Below are 20,890 nucleotides of genomic sequence, written 5' to 3' on the forward strand. Positions count from 1 at the left end.
CCTGTACGCCGTACGGGTGTTGACTCGCTGTAATGGTCGGGCCCGGGGCCGGTATGGACCGGCCGGACAGACCCTAGGCGCTGTCCGGTCCCGGCAGGTCGACCAGGAGTGCCAGCGCCTCCCGGTGTGCCCCCGCCGAACCGAAGGCCACCGCATCGGACTTGGCACGCTTGAGGTGGAGATGCGCGGGGTGCTCCCACGTCATCCCGATACCGCCGTGCAGTTGGATGCACTCCTCGGCGGCGTGCACGGCGACGCGGCTGCAGTACGCCTGCGCGACCGAGACGGCGAGTGCCTTCTCGGAGCTGTCGGTGGCGAGCGCGTCGGCCGCGTTACGGGCCGCGGCACGGGCCGAGACGATCTCCAGCCAGAGCTGTGCCATCCGGTGCTTGAGCGCCTGGAACCCGCCGACGGGCCGGTTGAACTGATGGCGCTCCCGCGTGTACCGGACGGTCTCCTCCAGGCACCATTCGGCGAGCCCCAGCTGCTCCGACGCGAGCAGCCCGGCCCCGGCGAGCAGCCCCCGGTCCAGCGCGGCCCGTGCGTCCCGCGCACCGGCAAGCAGGGTGCCCTGCGCCCCGTCGAGGGTGACGGCGGCCAGCGGGCGGGTGAGGTCGAGCGGGACCAGCGGCTCCACGGTGACGCCGGGGTCCCGGGCCCCGACCGCGTACAGCCCGTCGTCGGTGGGGACGAGCAGCACCTGGGCCGCTGCCGCGTCGGCGACGCCGCTCACCGTGCCGGACAGGCCGGGAAGCAGGGGCACGGAGCCCGGTTCGGTGGTCAGCGGCACGGCGAGGACCGCGACACACTCCCCCGAGGCGAGCGTGGCCAGCAGTTCGGCGGCCGCCTCATTGCGCGCCCCCAGCCCGCCGAGCACCTCGGTCGCCACCACCGAGCTGGTCAGATACGGCGCCGGGGCGACGCTGCGCCCCAGCTCCTCAAGCACCACCGCAGCCTCCCGGTGCGTGGCGCCCTGGCCGCCGAGCTTCTCGGGTACGAGCAGCCCTGCCAGCCCCATGTCCGAGGCCAGAGCGGGCCACAGCCGCAGATCGCCCGGGGTGCCGGCCTCCACCGCGGCCAGCAGCTCCGGTGCGCCGCAGCGGTCGGTGAGCAGCGAACGGACGGCGGAGCGCAGGTCGTCCTCGGTCCCGGAGTACAGGAGGTCGGTCATCGGGCCAGGTCCTTCCAGGCGGCGTCCTTGTCGTTGCGCGGCTCCGAAGGCAGCCCGAGCACCCGCTCGGCGACGATGTTGAGCAGCACCTCGCTGGTGCCTCCCTCGATGGAGTTTCCCTTGGAGCGCAGATAGCGGTAGCCGGCGTCGCGGCCGGTGAAATCGACCAGTTCGGGGCGGCGCATGGTCCAGTCCCCGTACAACAGCCCTTCCTCGCCGAGGAGTTCGACTTCGAGGCCGCTGATCTCCTGGTTGAGGCGGGCGAAGGTCAGCTTCATCCCGGAGCCCTCGGGGCCGGGGTGGCCTGCGACGAGCTGCTGGCGCAGCCGTTCTCCGGTGAGGCGGGCGACCTCGGCCTCCACCCAGAGCGAGAGGAGGCGCTGGTGCAGGTCGTGCGTGCGCAGTCCGGGGCGCTCGCGCCAGGTCTTGACGACGGGGCCGATCATGCCGCCCTCGCGCGGGAGGCGGGAGCCGCCGATGGAGACCCGCTCGTTCATGAGGGTGGTCTGGGCGACCTTCCAGCCGTCGCCCACCGGACCGAGCCGGTGCGCGTCGGGGATCCGTACCTCCGTCAGGAACACCTCGTTGAACTCGGCCTCGCCGGTGATCTGGCGCAGTGGCCGCACCTCGACGCCCGGGTCGGTCATGTCGCAGACGAAGTAGGTGATCCCCCGGTGCTTGGGCACGTCGGGGTCGGTACGGGCGATGAGGATGGCCCAGCGGGCCAGGTGCGCGCTGGACGTCCAGACCTTCTGCCCGGTGACGATCCAGTCGTCGCCGTCGCGCACCGCGCGCGTCGCCAGCGCGGCGAGGTCGGATCCGGCGCCCGGCTCGCTGAAGAGCTGGCACCACACCTCGTCCCCGACCCAGAGGGGCCGCAGGAAGCGGCGCTTCTGCTCGTCGGTGCCGTAGCGCAGGATCGTCGGCGCTGCCATGCCGAGGCCGATGCCGATCCGGCGCGGGTCGTTGTCGGGCGCGCCGGCGGCCTCCAGCTCGGCGTCCACGACGGGCTGCAGCGAGCGCGGTACGCCGAGGCCGCCGAGCCCGGCCGGGTAGTGCACCCAGGCGAGCCCGGCGTCGAACCTGGCGCGCAGGAAGTCGGTGCGGGCGGTGGACTCCGGCGGGTGCGCCGCGAGCAGTTCGCGGGTACGCAGCCGCAGCGCCTCGGCGTCCAGCTGTGGCGCGGCGTCCGGGGGTGTGCTGTTCCCGGTCATCGGGCGGCCCCTTCCGGGACGATCACGACGCGGCCGGTGGTGATGCCGTCGGCGACCCGCTGGACCGCGGCCGCCGCGTCCTTGAGCGCGACGCGCTCGGAGACCAGCGGTTTGACGGTGCCGTCGGCGGCGAGCGCGGTCAGCTCCGCGTGGCAGCGGCCGATCGACCCGGGGTCCTTCTGGGCGTACAGGCCCCAGTGCAGGCCCATGATCGTGTAGTTCTTCACCAGTGCGTGGTTGAGCGCGGCGGTCGGGATGACGCCGCTGGCGAACCCGACGACCACGATCCGGCCCTCGAAGGCCACACACTTGACGGACTTGGCGTACGCGTCACCGCCGACCGGGTCGTAGACGACGTCCGCGCCCTTGCCGCCGGTGAATTCCTTGACTTTGGCGATGATGTCGTCGGCGCGGCGGTCGATGACCAGATCGCATCCGAGCTCTTCGGCGATTCGGGCCTTCTCCGGGCCGCCGACCACTCCGATGACCCGGGCCCCGGCCGCCTTGCCCAGCTGCACGGCGGCGCTGCCGACGCCGCCCGCCGCCGCGTGCACCAGGAGCGTCTCGCCGCTCCGCAGATGTGCGCGGCGGTGCAGGCCGAACCAGCCTGTCTGGTAGCCGATGTGCAGGGCTGCCGCCTCGGCGTCGTCCAGCGCGGGAGGTGCCGGGAGTACGGCGGCCTCGTCGACGACGACGTACTCGGCGAAACCGCCGTGCGGGAGTGCCGGATTGGCGATCACCCGGCGCCCGTCGGGGGTCTCGCCGCAGATCTCCACGCCCGGGGTGAAGGGCAGCGGCGGGCGGACCTGGTACTGGCCACGGCAGAGCAGCGCATCGGGGAAGTTGATGTTGGCGGCCAGGACCTTCAGCTTGAGCTGTCCCGGGCCTGCCTGCGGCTCCGCCACCTCGTCGAGGCGCATGACCGCGCCGGGCTCGCCGTTCTCGTGGACTTGCCATGCCTGCATCGGGGGCCTCCATCAGCTGGGCTGTACTGCGCTCAGCGCATACTAAGCGGTCGCTTGCCGCGCTGTGAACCGTCCCCGCCGACCGGTTCCGCACCGCCGGATCTCTCCTCCCGTACCCCCGGGCCGCCGCTTCCGCACCACCGGATCCCCGGTTCCGTACCGCCGGATCCCCGCTTCAGCACCCCCGGGGCTCCACTGCGGGCCGGGGCGGCGCCGGTCAGCCGGCCGATTCCTCCGCGAGCGGGGCACCGGGCCGCGCCGGGCGCGAGCCGCGCCACGCCGTCGCCGGCAGGGGTGTGCGGCCACGGTGCACGGTCCTGCTGACCACGATCATCAGCACGAAGTTGAGCACCCCGCTGATCAGGCCGATGTTGACGCCGTACGTGTCGACGTGGCCGTAGTAGAGCCCCAGCGCCAGGACCGTACCGCCGATCAGGCCGGCCGACACGCCCACGGCACGGATACCGCGCATGAAGAAGACGGCCATGGTGCCGGGCACGAGCTGTACGCCGACGTAGTAGAGCAGGTTGAGGATCGTCACCAGCAGGGTCGGCGAGGTGTAGAGGGTCAGCAGGATCGACAGGCAGAAGAACAGCATGATTCCGGTGCGGACCCAGAACCGCTGCCGCCGCTCGGGCATGTCCGGTACGACGTTGCGGCTGATGAGACCACCGAGGCTGAGACCGCCGAAGGCCAGGACGAAGATCGCCGACACGAACGCGGCTCCGGCGACGAGCCCGACAAGCCAGGGCGGCAGGATCCGCATGGCGGTGACGATGAAGACGCTGTTCGGGTCCTTCACATGTGGCAGCCTGTCGACCGCGAAGTACGTCGCGATGATCAGGAACGGGTACATCAGCATGTAGAGCGGGAACCATACGTACTGCTTCTTCAGCGCCCGCTCCGATTTCGCGGTGAAGGCGTGCGTGCCCGCCGTCTGGGAGCCGGTGCCGCCCGCGGGCACCATCTGCGCGATGATCGTGGTCAGCGTGAACAGGAACGCCGACGGGGGAACGGAGTCGGCGACGAAGGCCGGGCGCTGCGCTGTGGTCGAAGCGGCGGCGTCGAAGATGTCGCCCACCCCGCCGGTGGTGACGAGGATGGCCGCCACCGCGACCACGAAGATCGCGATCATCATCAGCGCGTCCTTGAGAGGGGCGAGCGTCGCCTGCTGGCGCATCCCGCCGAACACCACGCACAGCAGCGCCAGTACGGAGGCGATGATCAGCGTCAGCGTCGATGAGATGTGGATGCCTGCCCCCGCGATCGCGTAGGACAGCCCGGCGAAGCTGTACTGCGCGCCGAACAGCGCGCCGATGAACGTCACGAAGAAGATGACGATCTCCAGCGTCCGGCTGTCGAAGTGGCGCCGGAACACGTCGGCCTGGGTCATCGCGTCGTAGCGCCGTCCCACCCGGTTCCAGTACGGGGCGAGGAAGTACGCCACCGGCCAGGCCAGCACGATGTACCCCAGGAACCACATCGCGTAGCTGAACCCCTTGGCGTACACACCGGAGGGAAAGGCGACCAGGGTGCCGATCGTGTAGAACTCGCCCGCCGAGATGAAGAACAGCGTCCAACTGCCGAACGACCGGTTGCCGACCAGCATCTGGTCGAGGGTGACCCGCTTGACGAGAAACGTGCCGACGACGGCGATGAGCACCGCGATCGCGACGATGCCGATGAAGACGGTTGTCTGCATCACCACTCCTCACCGGCGTCGGAACCAGCGCCGGGACCGGTGTCGAACCCGGCGTCGAACTCCTGGTGGACCGGGCCGTCGATGGCGTACCAGCAGATCGCCAGGCACACGGACGTGAACACGAACGAGCTGAAGATCCAGAAATAGAGGAAGGGAAAACCGAAGATCTTGACCGAGACGCCGCCGAGCAGGAAGGGCGCCACGGCGACGTAGAGGAAGGGAGCGACGAGTCCTATGAGGACGCTGAGGGCGGTGCGCTTGCCCGACGGCCGGGCGGTTCGCGACGGCATGGGACACCTTTCATGGGGCTCAGCTCGGGTTTCATGCGGCTCAGCTCAGGGAGACGAGGTGCCGGCTCCGGTCGACTGCACTCAGGTGTGGATGAACTCGCCCCCTCCGTGAGGCCCTTGACGGCCTCGGCACGGTACGCGGTGACGGTGCACGCGTGGGAGGAGCCTCGGCGTGGGCCGATCAGCCGCGCAGGACTTCGGCGAGGCGGTCGGACACCGACCGCAGTTCGGCGTCGGCGGTCCCGTCCCCGGCGACGATGATCACCAGCCCGCCGGTGTCCGCGTCCTGCCAGTCACCGTCGGTGGTGATCTCCAGCCGTCCGCCGGAGTACTGGACCACCGTGCGGGCCCGAGGGCTGTCGGCGCAGCGGACGACGCCCTTGAGCCGGACCACCGACCCCGGCAGCTCCCGCAGAGCCGCCAGCAGCGCACTCCGGTCCACCGGTCCTGAGCCGGTCACCGAGGCACTGCGATGCACCGTCCCGTGCGCATCCGGTTCGTCCGGGGGCGGGTTGGCCGAGGCCGTGCCGACCGAGGCCGAATCGCCCGGGGCCATGCCGGTCGAGGCCGGGTCGGCCGAAACAGCAGGCCGCAGCAGGTCCTTGAGGTGCACGTCACCCCCGGTGGACTCCACCACCCGGGCATCGGCCGCGTGCTCCAGGCAGCGCTGCCGGGCGTCGGCGAACCGCGCCTCCCCGGCCAGGTCCGCCTTGGTCAGCACCAGGATGTCCGCCCGGGTCAGCTGCCGGGCCACGGTGTCCCCGACGAACTCGTCGCGCAGCAACCGCACGGCTGCGGTGCTGTCCGCGCAGACCACGGTGGCGCCCGGAGTGAAGCCCGGGTAGTTGCCCCAGGTCCGCAGCGCCGCCGGGTCACCGACACCGCTGGTCTCCACCACCACATGGTCCAGGTCACCGCGCCCGGCCAGACGGGTCATCACCGCGGATGTGTCGTCCTGGAGGGTGCAGCAGATACAGCCGTTGCTCAGCTCCACGGTGTCATCGGTGGCCGATGTGATCAGCCGGCGGTCGATGTTGACCGCCCCGAAGTCATTGACCACCACCGCGATCCGCGCCCCTCCGGCGCCCGCCAGCAGACCGTTGAGCAGGGTCGTCTTGCCCGCTCCCAGATAGCCTCCGATGACCGTCAGCCGCGCGGTCACCTCAGGCCCCGTGGACGGTCGACGCGTGGTGCGCCCCGCCGACGACGGTGCCCAGCACCTCGATGTCGCCGATCTCCTCGGCCGGGACCGCCAGCGGGTCGGCGTCCAGCACCGCCAGGTCGGCGAACTTGCCCGGCTCCACCGAGCCGACCTGGTGGTCCATCTTCAGCAGATAGGCCCCGCCCAGAGTGACCGCGCTCAGGGCCTGTTCGGCGGTGATGCGCTCATGGACGCCCATGACCCGGCCCGACACGGTACGCCGGGTCACCGCGTGCTTGACCGTCGCCAGCGGCGACAGCGGCGTGACCGGTGTGTCGCAGTGCAGCGAGAACGGAACGCCGCAACGCAGCGCGGTGGCCGTGGCGTTCATCCGGGCGGCGCGGTCCGGGCCGACGGTGATGTCGATGTGCTGGTCCCCCCACGCCCAGATGTGGTTGGCGAAGATGTTGGCGCACATCCCCAGCGCCGCCATCCGCTTGTACTGCGCGGGGGTGGTCATCTGCGAGTGGGTGACGGTGTGCCGGTGGTCCGGGCGCGGGTGCGCGACGAGGACCTTCTCCATGGTGTTCAGGAAGAGTTCGGTGGCCTGGTCGCCGTTGCAGTGCACATGCACCAGCAGACCCGCCTGGTGATAGGTGCTCAGCGCCGCCTCGAACTCGGTGGGCGAGACGATCCAGATACCGTTCGGCCGGTCACCCAGATAACCGGGCTCCTGCAACCGGGCGGTGAAGCCCTGGATGGAGCCGTCGAGCATCAGCTTGACATGCCCCGTCCGCAGCTTGCCGGTGCTGCGCTCGCGCAGTTCGAGCAGTCTGGCGGCGGCCTCGGCGGGCATCACCCCGCCCTTGCCCGCGCCGAAGTGGAACACCGAGAGCCGGGCCGGGAAGTCCTCGGTCACCGCCTCCAGGTACGGCGCCATCGTCTCGTCCGACATCAGCTGCATCGAGCCGAGGTCGGTCACCGTGGTGGTACCGGTATTGACCGCGTCCTGACCGAAGCCGCGGATCGCGTCGGCGGTGATCCCCCCGGTGATACCGCCGCCGATCTTCTGCTGCACCAGCGACATGGCCGCCCATTCCCGCAGCTCCCCGGTCGGTGTGCCGTCCGCGTGCTTGACGACGCCCTCCACCTGGGTGGCGCGGTCCACGCCGCCGAGCTTGAGCGCGGCCGAATTGACCGCCGCAAGGTGCCCGTTGGCGTGCAGGACGTGGACCGGCCGTACGGTGGAGACCGTGTCCAGCTCCCGCGCCAGCACGGTGTCCCCCGGGTAGTAGATCGGGTCGAGACCCCATGCCAGCAGCGGCACCGCAGGATCGGCCGGCAGTTGCTGCTCGGCGCCGCGCAGTCGCTCCAGGATGTCGGCGACCGTGGCACAGCCCGGCCACCGCCGGCCGTCCGGTGATGTCCGGTCGAAGCGGCCGACGTAGGCGTTCTCCCACATCCCGCCGGACCCCGCGTGGCTGTGGGCCTCGACGAACCCGGGCAGCAGCACCTTGTCGGCGTAGCGGTCGTCCACCACGGCATCGGGGAACGCCCGCAGCTCGGCGACGGAGCCGACCGCGCGGATACGGGCGCCGCGCACCGCGACCGCCTCGGCCTCCGGCCGCGCCGGATCCATGGTACGCACCGTACTGGCCGGATAAATGATGGTCTGCTGCTCGTCCACGGTGCTACCCCTTGGCTTCGTTGTCGGCAGGCTCAGGCGGGCACGCCGCCGATGACCAGCTCCGCACGGTGGCAGGCGGCCCGGCCGGCGCTCCTTACGAAAGACGAGTGATGCGAGTAACTAGCACCGGTAACCTTCCGTCCGGGTGCTTCTTCTGGCCAGATCCAGATCGGCCCCACCTGACAGGACCAGACAGCGCTTCCCGAAGGGGGCGGTCCAGGGGTCCAGGGGTTCAGCAGTCGGGCAGTCGGGCAGTCGGGCAGTCGGGCAGTTCAGTGGTTCAGCGGGGGAAGAGCTCGAAGGTCACCGCGGGCCTGCCGCCGAACCGCGCGGACGCCGCCGTGACGTTGCCGGTCAGGAACGTACGGCAGTACGTCTCGGGGTCGTCGTCGGTCAACGCCTCGATATAGGTGCGGTGTTCGAGCAGGGAACGTACCGAACGCTCCAGGCCCCCGGTCACGTCGACCGCGTGCGTCGGGACGGATGAACCGGCCACCGCCACCCAGCGCACGCCGTCCCACGGCTGGAGCCCGCGCGCGGCGAGCTCGGGGAAGATCCAGCGGTTTCCCGCGTCGCCCGCCGCGTCGAGCACGGCCCGGCCGACCGCCGTGTGGTCCGGCGTGTTCCAGGCGGTGCCGCCCCAGGTGTCCCGGTGGTTGAGCGTGATGACCAGCTCGGGCCGGTACCTGCGGATGGCGGCCGCGATGTCCCTGCGCAGTCCTGGACCGTACTCGATCACTCCGTCGTGGTGGTCGAGGAACTCGACCGACCCCACGCCGACCACCGCCGCGCTCGCCCGCTGCTCGCGCTCGCGCAGCGGACCGCACCGGGCGGGCTCGATGCTGTCGATGCCCGCCTCGCCCCGGGTGGCGAGGAGGTACGAGATCTCCCGCCCCTCGTCCGTCCACACCGCGACGGCGGCGGCGCAGCCGTACTCCAGGTCGTCCGGGTGGGCGACGACGGCGAGCGCGCGCTCCCACCGGGCGGGCATGGGTTCCAGCTGCTCGGTCATAACCGCATGATCGCCCACCGGGCCGCCGGGGGCAACGGCTCAGATCTCACCCCGGACCAGCGCGAGCAGCCGGTCGAGGACCCGCGGCCCGCCGGCCCTGAGCCCGTCGTGCTCGAACTCGTCGGTGACCCAGGTGCGCAGGCCCCGGATGGACCGTGCGGTGCGCAGGGCCTGTTCCGTGTCGACGTACATGTCGTCGTGGTAGACGGCCGCGGCCACCGGCACCTCGTTCGCCGCGAGCCGCGCCGTGTCGTACAGCCGGGGCCAGTCCGTACGGGCGGCGAGCAGCTCGGCGGTCTCGCGCAGCGGGCGCAGCGCCGGGTCCACCTCGAAGTGCCAGGGGTGCACGGACTCGCCGGTGAAGGGCAGCGGGGCGTCACCGGCGAGCGCCGTGTCGGCGTCGAAGGCGGGGAATTCGGCGCGCACCCGCTCCGCCGACCAGTCGGTGGGGCGGCTGTCCTGGCCGTAGATCGCCTCGTGGACCAGCGCGTACAGCGGGTGCGCGGCGAAGGACAGGGCCGCGTGCACCCGCTCCTGGAAGGAGTCGGAGAGCTGCGGACCCTGCGGGGTGTCGACGAACGCGTCCTCCAGGAGGTAGTGCAGCGCGTGGCTGCCGTCCCCGCCGCCCAGTGCGATGCCCAGGGACTGGAAGGCTTCGACAGTAAGGGTGTAGCCGCTGTTCAACACCGGCCGGTTGGCGCGCAGGAAGGCGGCGATGCGGCGGGCGCCGGCCACGTCCTGCGGGTAGCGGGCGTAGTGCGCGGCCGTCTTGCGGGCGATCCTCGGGTAGGCGGCCCGGTAGACGTCGTCGGCGTGGCCGTCGAGCGTGGGGAGACCGCCGGTGATCAGCGCGGCGGCGAGGCCCTCGGGGGCGGCCGACAGATAGCGGACGGCGCAGAACCCGCCGAAGCTCTGGCCGAGTACGGTCCACGGGGCGCCGCCGGTGAGCCGGGGGCGGATGAGTTCGCAGTCCCGGACGATGGAGTCGCTGCGGAAGTGCGCCAGATAGCCGGCCTGCTCGGCGGGGCCGCCGCGCAGCGGAAGCGTCTGGCGGTTGACGGGCGTGGAGGCTCCGGTGCCGCGCTGGTCGAGCAGCAGCACCCGGAACTCCCGCACGGCGCGGCCCAGCCACGCCTGCTTCCCGTGGAACCGGTTCGCACCGAACCCGGGGCCGCCCTGGAGGTAGACCAGCCACGGCAGACCGGCGTCGGTCTTGTCGGAGGCGACGACCTCGCGGGCGTACAGCTCGATCTGCTCCCCGTCCGGCCGGGTGTGGTCCAGGGGGACCTGGAACCGGTGGTCGGTGAGGGTGAGGCCGGGCTGGTGGTAACGGGTCATCGGTGCTCCTGATCGGGCGTGCGGCGCCTTCATGATCCCCCATGCCCACCGGGCCTGGCCGACCGGTGGCCCCAGCGGCCCGGGGGCGGGGTCCGGCCGGTGGCCCCCCGGCGGTCCAGGTACGGGGCAGGGCCGGACCCGGTCAGCCGCCGACCTCCACCAGTTCCGGGCCGCCGAGTCCGGCCAGCGCCCGCAGGTCGGGCAGCAGCCGCCCGGTGGCGAGCGCCCAGTGGTGCCCGACGCCGCTCGCACTCCAGGCGTCGGTCCACTCCCCCGGGTCCACCCCGAAGTCGACCCGGGACGTGGTGTTGCCGATCTTCAGCCGCGGGCCGCCGACGACCTCGCCCTCCGCGGCGACGATCCGGTAGCGGCCGTCGCGGGTCTGCCCGAGCCCGACCAGGGTCACCGGGCCGTGCCTGACGTCGAACTCCACGGAGACCCCCCAGCCGCGCTTGCCGTGGAACACCCCGAGGCCGCGCAGCAGCGGCCGTCCGTCGCTGATCGCGAGATGGCCCGGGCCGTCGTGGCCCATCTCGACCACACCCGCCCGGAAGTCGAGCGCCTGGAGTTCGGTGAAGGAGCCGCCGGCGCCGAGCCGGTCGGCGATCAGCATGGCGAGCGAGGTGCGCAGTTCGTACTCGCCGCAGACCGGCACCCCCCGTGCGGTCAGCAGTGAGGCGCCCAGGATCAGCCCGGCGCCCAGCCGTTCGTGGATGTCGCCGTCGAGGCCGCGGTGGTAGTACGCGAGCGAGTCCAGGTCGAAGTCGGCGACGAGCCGGTCGAGACCGGCGGACACCCTGGCCGCCCACGCCAGGTCGCCGGGCGCGACGGAGCCGTCGATCTCGAAGAGCCGCCGGGTCTCCGCCAGCCTCGCGTCCGTCGCGGCGTCATCCGCCTGCTCGACCCTGACCCGCAGATCGTCGATCTCCAGCACCTCGACATGTCCGCCGAGGCTGCCCGGCACCATGGTGAGGTCGGTGGACACGTCGTACATCCCCGGATAGAGGTGCCCGAGCAGCCCGTGCCGGCCCTGCCGCAGCACGGCCCGCACCCCGGCCGCCCGGACCCAGCGGCCGATCCGTTCCCAGGCCCGCTCGTCCTCCAGATGGCCGGAGACCGAGCGGAACTCCACGCCCACCCGCGCGAAGGTGCTGGCCATCTCCGGCAGCGGACAGGCGCCGCAGTACGCCAGCCAGTCCCCCGTACCGAACGTGTCGTGGTCCATCACCTCGGTGGGCTGGAGATTGACGAGCAGAACGGGAGCGCCGCTGCGCTGCGCCACCGGGACCAGCATGGTCGCGGTGAGATACGTCGCGACGAAGCAGACGATGAGGTCGCAGCCCGCGGTGCGCAGCCGCTCCGCCGCCTCGGCGCCCTCCTGGGCGTCGGAGATGAACCCGGCGTCCACCACATCGGCGTCGAGCCCGCCGAGCCGCTCCGCCACCCTGGCCGAGGAGCGGCGCAGCCGCGGGAGCAGCTCGGGGAACTGCGTCCAGTAGGCGCCGAGTCCGCCCGCCACGAGTCCGACCTTGGTCCTGCGGGCGACGGCGGGTGTGCGTGCGCTCATGGTGTCCGGTGCTCCCGTCCTGTCAACGGCTCAGAAGTTGAACCGGTCGATGTTGGCCTTGTCGAAGACGGTGGGCGGTCCGAGGATGACCTCGCCGTCCTTGCCCACGGTGTAGTCGCCCAGATCGCCGGCCTTGAACTTCTCGCCCTCGGCCCCGGTGATCTGCCCGGAGGCGAGCGCGGCCGCCGCGTACGAGGCGAGCTTGCCGAGCTTCTTGGGGTCCCAGAGCGCGAACTGTGCGACGGTGCCGTCCTTGACGTACTTGCGCATCTGGTTGGGCGTGCCCAGGCCGTTCACGACGACCTTGCCCTTGTACGAGGAGGCGCTGATGTAGCGGGCGGCCGCGGCGATGCCGACCGTAGTGGGCGAGATGATGCCCTTCAGCTTCGGGTACGCCTTGAGCAGCCCCTGTGTCTCCTGGAAGGACTTCTGATCGTCGTCGTCCCCGTAGGCGACCTTCACCAGCTTCATGTTCTTGTACGCCGGTTTCTTCAGCTCGTCCTTCATGTACGAGATCCAGGTGTTCTGGTTCGTCGCGTTCTGGGTGGCCGAGAGGATCGCGATCTGGCCCTTGTGGTGCAGTTGTTCGGCGATGTGCTGGATCTGGGTGCGGCCGATCTGTTCGGAGCTGGCCTGGTTGATGAAGATCTGCCGGCAGTCCTTGGCGGTGTCCGAGTCGTACGCCACGACCTTGATGTTCTGCTTCATGGCCTGCTTGAGCGGGCCGCACACCGCGTTGGGGTCGTTGGCCGCGATGAGGATGGCGTTCTGCCGCTGCTGGGTCAGGGTGTTGATGTACGAGACCTGCGAGGACGCCTTGGCGTCGGACGGGCCGACCTCCTTCCCGCTGGACGCGAACTCCTTGGCGGCGGCGATGCCCGCGTTGTCGACGATCTGCTCGTACGGGTTGTTGATCTGCTTCGGCAGGAAGGCCAGCTTGAGCCCCTTCTTCAACGGGGCGCCCGGGTTGGCCTTCTGTCCGCTCGCGGCCGGCTTGTCGTCGTTCTTCACCGAGTCCTTGGTGGTTCCCGAGCAGCCCGCGAGAGCGAGGGAGCAGACCACGGCGGTGACGGCGAGCGCGCGGGTGCGCGGTTGCGTGCTGCGGAGTTTCATGACGTGGAGGGCCTCTCGATTCGGGTCTGGTCGGGGGTTAGGTCGGAGGTGGCGCGCCGTTCGGAGACCGCGCTGATGACGCGCGGGGTGAGGACGGACGCGATGAGCAGCAGGCCGGTGACGATCACCTGGACCTCGTTGGACACATCGTTGAGGGTGAGCAGATTGCCGAGCAGTCCGATCAGCAGGACCCCGGCGACCGCGCCGCCGAGCGTGCCCTTTCCGCCGTCGAAGTCGACTCCGCCGAGCAGGACGGATGCGATGACGGTGAGTTCGAGGCCGATGCCGTTGTCGGCGCGGGCACTTCCGTAGCGCAGGGTGTAGACGATCCCCGCGAAGGAGGCGACGAGTCCCGACACCGCGAACAGCGCGATCTTGACGCGCTTGACGCGGATGCCCGCGAAGTACGCCGCGTCCTCCTGGGCGCCTATGGCGAAGAGCGAACGTCCGAAGCCGGTGCAGTGCAGCACCACAGCGGTGATCACGGCGAGCACGATGAACAGGGCGACCGGATACGGCACGAAGGTGCCGGGCACCGTCCTGGTGTAGGCCGCCCACTTCGCGTACGCGTCGGGGAAGTCGGCGACGGCCTTGTCCCCCAGGACCACGGACGCCAGCCCCCGGTAGAGGGTGAGCGTCCCGATGGTCACGGCCAGCGAGGGCAGTCCGATCCTGGTGACCAGCCAGCCGTTCAGTACGCCGCCCGCCGCTCCCACCAGCAGACAGACGGGCACGATCAGTTCGAAGGTCCAGCCCGCGTCCCAGAGGGCCCCGGCCAGTGCGCTGGAGAGCCCGAGCATCGACGCCACCGAGAGGTCGACCTGTCCGGCGACGACCAGCAGCGTCATCGGCAGGGCGATCAGGGCGATCTCAGCGGTGTCGTCGAGCGCGGCGGAGAGATTGGAGGTGTCGGCGAAGCCGTCGGTGCTGCCCGCGCCCGCGAGGAAGACGGCGACCAGGAGCACGGTGACGACGGTGTCCCAGCGCACGTACTTGGTGAGAGTGGTCATCGCCTGCTCCTCTTCCGCAGGGCACTGGTGGTGCGTACCTGCACGACGCGGTCGGTGGTGATGGCCGCCAGCAGCAGCACGCCGGTGATGGCCTGCTGCCAGAACGAGTCGACCTTCAGCACGACCAGGGCGCTGCCGATGGTGGTGAGCAGCAGCGCGCCGAGCGCCGCTCCCCAGACCGCGCCGGTGCCGCCGGTGATGGCGACACCGCCGACGACGACGGCGCTGACCACGGTCAGCTCCCAGCCGTTGGCCGCGTCCGCGACGACAGTGCCGAAGCGGGCCAGCCAGAGCGCTCCGGCGAATCCGGCGACCGCGCCGGAGAAGGCGTACGCGCCGAGGATCCTGCGGCGGACCGGGATGCCCGCGAGGCGGGCGGCCTCGGGGCTGGATCCGATGGCGTACAGCTCGCGCCCGCTGCGGTAGCTCCGCAGGTAGTACGCGGTCCCCGCCAGGACGGCCGCGGAGATCAGCGGCAGATAGGGGATGCCGAGGACGCTGCCGGTACCGAGCGAGAGCACCCCGTCGGGGACGTTGACGGCGTTGATCTGCTCACCGTGCGCCCAGGCGTGGTCGAGGCCCTGGACGACGTACAGCATGCCGAGTGTGACGACCAGGGCCGGTACACGTCCGAAGCTGACGAGCGCTCCGCTGACCAGTCCGCAGACGACACCGAGGCCGAGCCCGAGGAGGACGACGGTGAGAGCGCTGTGGTCGGTGCCGGACACGAAGTGGCCGCAGGCGAAGGCCGTCAGTCCGGTGACCGAGCCGACCGACAGGTCGATGTTGCGGGTGATGACGACGACGGACTGGCCGACCGCGAGCAGCACCAGGATCGAGGAGTTGAGCAGCAGGTCCTTGATGCCCTGGTCGTCGAGGAAACCGTGGTTGGTGAGCCAGGTGCAGAGGATGAGCAGCACCAGCGCGCCGCCGATGCTCAGTTCGCGGGCCCGGAAGACGGTGTCGAGCAGCGAGCGCGCGGAGGAGTCCGGTGCGGGCAGGGGTTCGTCGAGAGTGGTGGTCATGCCGCCGCGTCCTCCTCGGTGCTGCCGCGTCCCGCGGCGGCGGCCATCACCGACTCCTCGGTGGCGCCGGTACGGGGTATCTCGGCCACCAGCCGCCCTTCGCGCATGACGAGCACCCGGTCCGCCATGCCCAGGACCTCCGGCAGATCGGACGAGACCATCAGCACGGCGAGCCCTTCGGCCGCGAGCCCGGAGAGCAGCCGGTGGACCTCGGCCTTGGTGCCCACGTCGATACCGCGGGTGGGTTCGTCGACGATGAGGACGCCGGGCTCGGTGGCGAGCCACTTGGCGAGGACGACCTTCTGCTGGTTGCCCCCGGAGAGCACCCCGACGCTGTCGCCGAGCCTGCTGTACTTGAGCTGGAGCCGCACCGCCCAGTCCGCGGCCCGTGCGGTCTCCAGCGTCCGGCGGATCAGCCCCGCGCGGCCGAGGCTGCCGAGTCCGGTGAGGCCGATGTTGCGTTCGATCGACATCTCCATGACGAGGCCGCGCTGGCGCCGGTCCTCGGGGACCAGGGCGATCCCGGCGTCCATCGCCGCGGTGGGCGAACCGGGGGGCAGCTTCCGGCCGTTCACGGTCACCTCACCCGCGTCAGCCCGGTCGACGCCGAAGACCGCCTGGACGACCTCGCTGCGCCCGGCGCCGACGAGCCCGGCGAGTGCGACGATCTCGCCGCGGCGTACGTCGAAGCTGATGTCCCGGAAGACGCCCTCGCGGGTCAGTCTGCTGACGGACAGGGCGGTCTCGCCCAGCGCGGCCGGCTGCTTGGGGTAGAGCTCGCCCAGATCACGTCCCACCATCCGGCGTACCAGGTCGTCCTCGGTCAGCCCTTCGAGGAGTTCGGTGGCGACCAGCCGCCCGTCGCGCAGGGTGGTGACGCGCCGGCAGAGCCGGAACATCTCCTCGAGACGGTGCGAGATGAAGAGCACCGCGGCACCTTCGCCGCGCAGCGCCTCCACGACCGAGAAGAGCCTGGCCGCCTCGCTGCCGGTGAGGGCCGCGGTCGGCTCATCCATGATCAGGACACGGGCGTCGAAGGAGAGCGCCTTGGCGATCTCGACGATCTGCTGGTCCGCGATGGACAGTCCGCGTGCGGGCCGCTCGGGGTCGAGCGCCACGCCGAGTCTGCGCATCAGCGCGGCGGTCGCCTCCAGCACGGCCCTGCGGTCGATGCGGCGCAGCGACCGGCGCGGCTGACGGCCCATGAAGATGTTCTCGGCGATGGACAGATCGGGGAAGAGCGTCGGTTCCTGGTAGATGACGGCGACCCCTGCGTCGCGTGCGCCGGCCGGTCCGTGGAACTCGACGGGTTCACCGTCCAGCAGGATCCGGCCCGAGTCCGTCCTGTGCACACCGGCGAGGATCTTGATGAGGGTGGACTTGCCCGCCCCGTTCTCGCCGGCGAGAGCGTGGGCCTCACCGGCGAACAGATGCAGGGAGACGTCCTGGAGGGCCCGAACCGCGCCGAAGGACTTGGAGACGTCCTCCAGCGCGAGCACGGGAGCGGGGCCCGCGCCCGGGTCGGACTGGGTCATGGAAGCTCCTCGGTGGCTGAGGGCATACGCCTCGGACACATGAAAGGTTTCAACTCGATTGCACGGAAGCTAGGGGCGCCGTTCGCCCCACGTCAATGGGCGTGCAGCAGAAAATTTCGCCGCGCCTGGCACCGTGGGGCGCCCGTTGAATCCACCCTGGACAAACAGCCGTACCCTCGGGATAATGAAACGATTCATAGCGTCGTTCACAGAGTCCGGCATCAGAATCCGGCGTCGGCCAGGTGGTTCTCCGGCGGGGGCGACGGCCGCCTGCCGGAGCGGTCCCGGGCCGCGCCACGGCCCGTTTCCCCCGCTGCCGCGGCCCAGTTCCCCCGCTGCCGCTCCCGCTTCTCTCCGCTCCCCTGCGCGGGGGCCGCTGGTGAGCGCGGTGCGCCCCTCGCGGTTAGCGTTGATCCATGATCGAGTTCGAGCAGGTCGGCAAGGTCTACCCGGACGGCACCGCCGCCGTGGACGATCTGTCGTTCGACGTCGCGGAGGGCGAGCTCGTCACCCTCGTCGGCCCGTCGGGCTGCGGCAAGACGACCACGATGATGATGGTGAACCGGCTCATCGAACCGACCTCGGGCCGGATCCTGGTGGACGGCAAGGACATCTCCGGCATCGACCCGGTCCGGCTGCGGCGCGGCATCGGCTACGTCATCCAGCAGGTCGGCCTCTTCCCGCACCGTACGGTCCTCGACAACACGGCCACCGTGCCCGCCCTGGTCGGCTGGAAGAAGGCCAGGGCGAGGGAGCGCGCCGCCGAACTCCTCGATCTGGTCGGCCTCGACCCCGGAACCTACGGCTCCCGGTATCCGGCCCAGCTGTCCGGGGGCCAGCGGCAGCGGGTCGGAGTGGCCAGGGCACTCGCCGCCGATCCGCCCGTCCTGCTGATGGACGAACCGTTCGGCGCGGTCGACCCCGTGGTCCGCGAGCGGCTGCAGAACGAGTTCCTCAAGCTCCAGGCCGCGGTGCGCAAGACGGTGCTGCTGGTGACCCATGACATCGAGGAGGCCGTCCGGATGGGCGACCGGATCGCGGTGTACGGGGAGGGGCGGATCGAGCAGTTCGACACCCCGGGAGCGGTGCTCGGCACTCCGGCGACCCCCTATGTGGCCGAGTTCGTGGGCGCCGACCGCGGGCTGAAGCGGCTGTCCGTCACCCGGATCGAGACGGACGACCTGGAACAGCCGCCGGTGGCCCGCCTCGACGAGACGGCCGGCACGGTCGCCGGGCGGCTGCGTACGGAAGGGGCGCGGTGGGCCGTGGTCCTGCGGCAGGACGGCGGGCTGCACGGCTGGGTGGCCGCGGACTCCCTGCCGGGGGCCGGGGGCGCGGTGGGTCCCCTCGCCCGCCGGATGGAGGCGTGGGTTCCGGTAGGGGCACCGCTGAAGCAGGCGTTCAGCGAGATGCTGCAGCACGACGCGGGGTGGGTGGCGGTACTGGACGGGGACCGGTTCCTCGGTGTGCTCACCCCGGCGAAACTGCATGAGGCGCTGCGGCGGTCGGTGGACGCGGACGCGCATGGGCTCGCGCGGGACGAGGTGGAGTTCAAGTCGGTCTCGGACGCGTGAGGAGGGGGCCGGGCACATGCTCTGCGCCGACGGGCGGTCCGAAGGAGACGAGGAGTCGTTCAGAGCAGGTGTTTCGACTTCAGGTAGTTCCTGGCGACGTCCTCGGGCAGCCGCCGCCAGCTGTCCACCTGTTCGTTGAGGGAGGCCAGGTCCTTGGTGGTCAGTACGGCGTTGAGCCGGTCGAGCGCGCCGGTGACACCCTTGCTCCCGGCCCGTGAGCGGTTGACGACGGGCACGATGGCGTCGGCGTTCTGCAGATGCTTGTCGTCCCGGAGGATGACGAGCCCGAAGGCGCCGAGGGTGGCGTCCGTGGTCGTCGTCAGCACCATCTGGTCCTGCCCGTTCTGCACCGCCTGTTTGGCCGGAGTGGTGCCGACGCCCTTGGGGTCGATCCCGGTGATGTGAATGCCGTACGTCTTCTTGAGTCCGGGCTCGCAGTAGGGGCGCTGGACGCATTCGTCACCGGCGGCGAGCCGCACCGGGAGCTTGGAAGCCCCCAGGTCGCTGAGGGTCTTCAGATGGTGGCGGGCGGCGTAGGCCGTGGTGACCGCGTAGGCGTTCTGGTCGACCGCCCGTCCCGGTTTCAGGACCGTGAGGCCGCGGGGCGCCGCCAGGGCGCGCAGGGCCTTCATGGTGGCCCCGAGGTCGGGCGAACCGGCGGGCGGCGCTCCGGAGCCCTTCACCTTGGTGTTGAGCCAGTCCGCGAAGGTGGCGGCGTACTCCGCGACGACGTCGATCTGGCCGCTCTCCAGGGCCGGTTCATAGAGTTCCCTGTTGGTCACGGACAGGATGTCGGTACGGTATCCGGCCCGGTGGAGCAGCAGCGCGTACATCTGGGCGAGCAGATCGCTCTCGGTGAAGCCGGCCGTGCCGATGGTCAGCTGTTTACTGTCGCCAGGCGGGGCCGTGACCGTTCCGCGGCTCTCCAGCGCGGGTCCGGTGGCGCAGGCCGTGGCTGTCAGCAGGAGCGCGCCGAGCAGCAGCCGGGGACCGGCCCGGCGGGCCCTCACTCCGTACCCCCTCTGGCCCACGCGGGCGCCAGCCGCTGCCCGATCACGAACAGCGCCTCCACCAGCAGCGCGAACACGGCCACCAGCACGGCACCCGCCACGACCTGCGGTGTGGAGGCGAGATTGAAGCCGGCGGTGATGATCCGGCCGAGTCCGCCGCCGCCGGCGAGCGCGGCGAGGGTGGCCGTGGCGACGAGCTGGACAGCGGCGATCCGCATACCGGTGAGGATCAAAGGCGACGCAAGCGGCAGTTCCACGTGAAACAGCAGTTGTCGTCCTGTCATACCCATCCCCCGGGCCGCTCTGACCACGTCCTGATCGACCTCGCGCATCCCGACATAGGCGTTGGTGAGCAGCGGCGGTACGGCGAAGAGCACCAGCGCGATGATGGTCGGCCAGTCGCCGTGCTTGCCGAGCGGGGTGAGCAGCAGCAGGACGAGGACGGCGAAGGTGGGCACAGCACGGCCGACGTTGGAGATGTTGACGGCGAGCGCACCGCCTTTGCCGATGTGCCCGAGCACCACGGCGACCGGCAGGGCGATCAGACAGCTCAGCGCGAGACAGACGAGGGTGAGGAAGACGTGCTGGGTGATCCGGTGGGTGATTCCGGCACTGCCGGACCAGTTGGCGGAGCTGGTGAGCCAGGACCAGGCCGAGGAGAGGGTGTTCACAGGCGGGTCCATGGCGTGAGCAGCCGTTGCACAGCGAGGAGTACGAGGTCGGCGGCGACGGCGATGATCACGCAGAGCACGGAAGCGGTCAGCACTTGCGCCTTGAAGTAGCTGTTCATGCCGGTGTAGATGAGGTTGCCGAGACCGCCGTACCCGACGATGGCACCCACGGTGACCAGCGAGACCGCCGAGACGGTGGCGATACGCAGTCCCGCCATCGCGGCGGGCAGCGAGAGCGGAAGCTCGACGGCGAGCAGCAGCCGGATCGGCCCGTACCCCATGCCCCGGGCCGCCTGCCGGGTCTCCTCGGGCACGGCGCGCAGGCCGGCGAGGATGTTGCGCACCAGCAGGGTGAGCGAGTAGAGGACGAGGCCGGCGATCACCAGGGAGGCGGAGAGCCCGTACACCGGCAGAAGCAGCGAGAACATCGCGAGCGAGGGGATCGTGTAGAGCACCGTGGTGACCCCGAGCACCGGTCCGGCGGCCCAGCGCCAGCGACGGGCCGCCACCGCGAGGGGCACGGCGAGCAGCAGACCGACCAGCACGGAGACCGCGGTCAGCTGGAGGTGCTGGAGGACCGCATCCCAGAGGATGGACTTGCGGGTCGACACATAGGCACCGCAGATCCACTCATTACGCGCGAGGCAGTCGTGCGGAGGCACGGTCATCCGTCCATTGGAGTCCGCCACCGGGGGCGATGCCCGTCCTGATGGTCTGTTCGGGTCTGCGGGGCGCGAGGGCCCGGGGGCCAGGGCAGGGGCGGCGCCGACCAGGGCAGGCGGGGGCGGGGACCAGGGCGGGTCGGCAACGCTCGGGGCGGGGCCCCCGAAGCGGGGCCCGGGCGAGCGTCCGCCCCACCCTGGGT

General features: G+C 70.9%; 18 protein-coding genes. 1 reads left to right on the forward strand and 17 read right to left on the reverse strand.

The window, feature by feature from the left end; genetic code table 11:
• Positions 1-73 precede the first annotated feature (73 nt).
• From OG510_RS02325 to OG510_RS02390, 14 genes are all read right to left on the reverse strand, one after another.
• Complete coding sequence (locus OG510_RS02325) at positions 74-1,171, reverse strand: acyl-CoA dehydrogenase family protein (protein WP_406134954.1); 1,098 nt, start codon at positions 1,169-1,171, stop codon at positions 74-76.
• On the reverse strand, positions 1,168-2,385 hold the full coding sequence (locus OG510_RS02330; protein WP_406134955.1) for an acyl-CoA dehydrogenase family protein: 1,218 nt from the start codon (positions 2,383-2,385) through the stop codon (positions 1,168-1,170). Before OG510_RS02330 ends, OG510_RS02325 begins: the two co-directional genes overlap by 4 nt.
• Positions 2,382-3,350 (reverse strand): NADPH:quinone oxidoreductase family protein, encoded by a 969-nt coding sequence (locus OG510_RS02335; protein WP_406134956.1) that lies wholly within the window; start codon positions 3,348-3,350, stop codon positions 2,382-2,384. Before OG510_RS02335 ends, OG510_RS02330 begins: the two co-directional genes overlap by 4 nt.
• A gap of 217 nt (positions 3,351-3,567) precedes the next feature.
• Complete coding sequence (locus OG510_RS02340; protein ID WP_406134957.1) at positions 3,568-5,052, reverse strand: sodium:solute symporter; 1,485 nt, start codon at positions 5,050-5,052, stop codon at positions 3,568-3,570.
• Positions 5,052-5,342: a DUF3311 domain-containing protein gene (locus tag OG510_RS02345; protein WP_406134958.1), complete on the reverse strand. Its 291-nt coding sequence runs from the start codon at positions 5,340-5,342 to the stop codon at positions 5,052-5,054. The genes OG510_RS02340 and OG510_RS02345 overlap by 1 nt, the downstream gene beginning before the upstream one ends.
• Positions 5,343-5,523: 181 nt before the next feature.
• Positions 5,524-6,504 carry a CobW family GTP-binding protein gene (locus tag OG510_RS02350; RefSeq protein ID WP_406134959.1) on the reverse strand — a complete coding sequence of 327 codons (981 nt, stop codon included), beginning with the start codon at positions 6,502-6,504 and terminating at the stop codon, positions 5,524-5,526.
• Between the two features lies 1 nt (position 6,505).
• A complete protein-coding gene (locus OG510_RS02355) occupies positions 6,506-8,170 on the reverse strand; it encodes an amidohydrolase (RefSeq protein WP_406134960.1) in 1,665 nt (554 codons plus the stop codon).
• Between the two features lie 280 nt (positions 8,171-8,450).
• Entirely contained in the window at positions 8,451-9,182 is a 732-nt protein-coding gene (locus tag OG510_RS02360) for a PIG-L deacetylase family protein (protein WP_406134961.1), read from the reverse strand.
• A 39-nt stretch (positions 9,183-9,221) separates the two neighbouring features.
• On the reverse strand, positions 9,222-10,520 hold the full coding sequence (locus OG510_RS02365; RefSeq protein WP_406134962.1) for an alpha/beta fold hydrolase: 1,299 nt from the start codon (positions 10,518-10,520) through the stop codon (positions 9,222-9,224).
• 142 nt (positions 10,521-10,662) lie between these two features.
• Positions 10,663-12,087 carry an arabinose isomerase gene (locus tag OG510_RS02370; RefSeq protein ID WP_406134963.1) on the reverse strand — a complete coding sequence of 475 codons (1,425 nt, stop codon included), beginning with the start codon at positions 12,085-12,087 and terminating at the stop codon, positions 10,663-10,665.
• A 30-nt stretch (positions 12,088-12,117) separates the two neighbouring features.
• Complete coding sequence (gene rhaS / locus OG510_RS02375; RefSeq protein WP_406134964.1) at positions 12,118-13,200, reverse strand: rhamnose ABC transporter substrate-binding protein; 1,083 nt, start codon at positions 13,198-13,200, stop codon at positions 12,118-12,120.
• Positions 13,197-14,210: an ABC transporter permease gene (locus OG510_RS02380; protein WP_406134965.1), complete on the reverse strand. Its 1,014-nt coding sequence runs from the start codon at positions 14,208-14,210 to the stop codon at positions 13,197-13,199. The genes rhaS and OG510_RS02380 overlap by 4 nt, the downstream gene beginning before the upstream one ends.
• A complete protein-coding gene (locus tag OG510_RS02385) occupies positions 14,207-15,235 on the reverse strand; it encodes an ABC transporter permease (protein ID WP_406134966.1) in 1,029 nt (342 codons plus the stop codon). The genes OG510_RS02380 and OG510_RS02385 overlap by 4 nt, the downstream gene beginning before the upstream one ends.
• Complete coding sequence (locus OG510_RS02390; protein WP_406134967.1) at positions 15,232-16,770, reverse strand: sugar ABC transporter ATP-binding protein; 1,539 nt, start codon at positions 16,768-16,770, stop codon at positions 15,232-15,234. The genes OG510_RS02385 and OG510_RS02390 overlap by 4 nt, the downstream gene beginning before the upstream one ends.
• Before the next feature lie 416 nt (positions 16,771-17,186).
• Here OG510_RS02390 and OG510_RS02395 point away from each other — a divergent pair, with 416 nt between their 5' ends.
• Positions 17,187-18,344, forward strand: coding sequence for a betaine/proline/choline family ABC transporter ATP-binding protein (locus OG510_RS02395; protein WP_406134968.1), 1,158 nt, complete (start codon positions 17,187-17,189; stop codon positions 18,342-18,344).
• Between the two features lie 59 nt (positions 18,345-18,403).
• On the opposite strand, the gene OG510_RS02400 is transcribed toward OG510_RS02395, so the two are convergent.
• Genes OG510_RS02400 through OG510_RS02410 form a run of 3 tightly spaced genes read right to left on the reverse strand, consistent with a single transcriptional unit; the run spans position 18,404 to position 20,693 of the window.
• Complete coding sequence (locus OG510_RS02400) at positions 18,404-19,354, reverse strand: ABC transporter substrate-binding protein (protein ID WP_406134969.1); 951 nt, start codon at positions 19,352-19,354, stop codon at positions 18,404-18,406.
• Positions 19,351-20,025, reverse strand: coding sequence for an ABC transporter permease (locus OG510_RS02405; protein ID WP_406134971.1), 675 nt, complete (start codon positions 20,023-20,025; stop codon positions 19,351-19,353). The genes OG510_RS02400 and OG510_RS02405 overlap by 4 nt, the downstream gene beginning before the upstream one ends.
• Positions 20,022-20,693 (reverse strand): ABC transporter permease, encoded by a 672-nt coding sequence (locus OG510_RS02410; RefSeq protein ID WP_406134972.1) that lies wholly within the window; start codon positions 20,691-20,693, stop codon positions 20,022-20,024. Before OG510_RS02410 ends, OG510_RS02405 begins: the two co-directional genes overlap by 4 nt.
• Positions 20,694-20,890 lie beyond the last annotated feature (197 nt).

This window comes from Streptomyces sp. NBC_01089 (assembly GCF_045162975.1).
Lineage (GTDB): Bacteria > Actinomycetota > Actinomycetes > Streptomycetales > Streptomycetaceae > Streptomyces.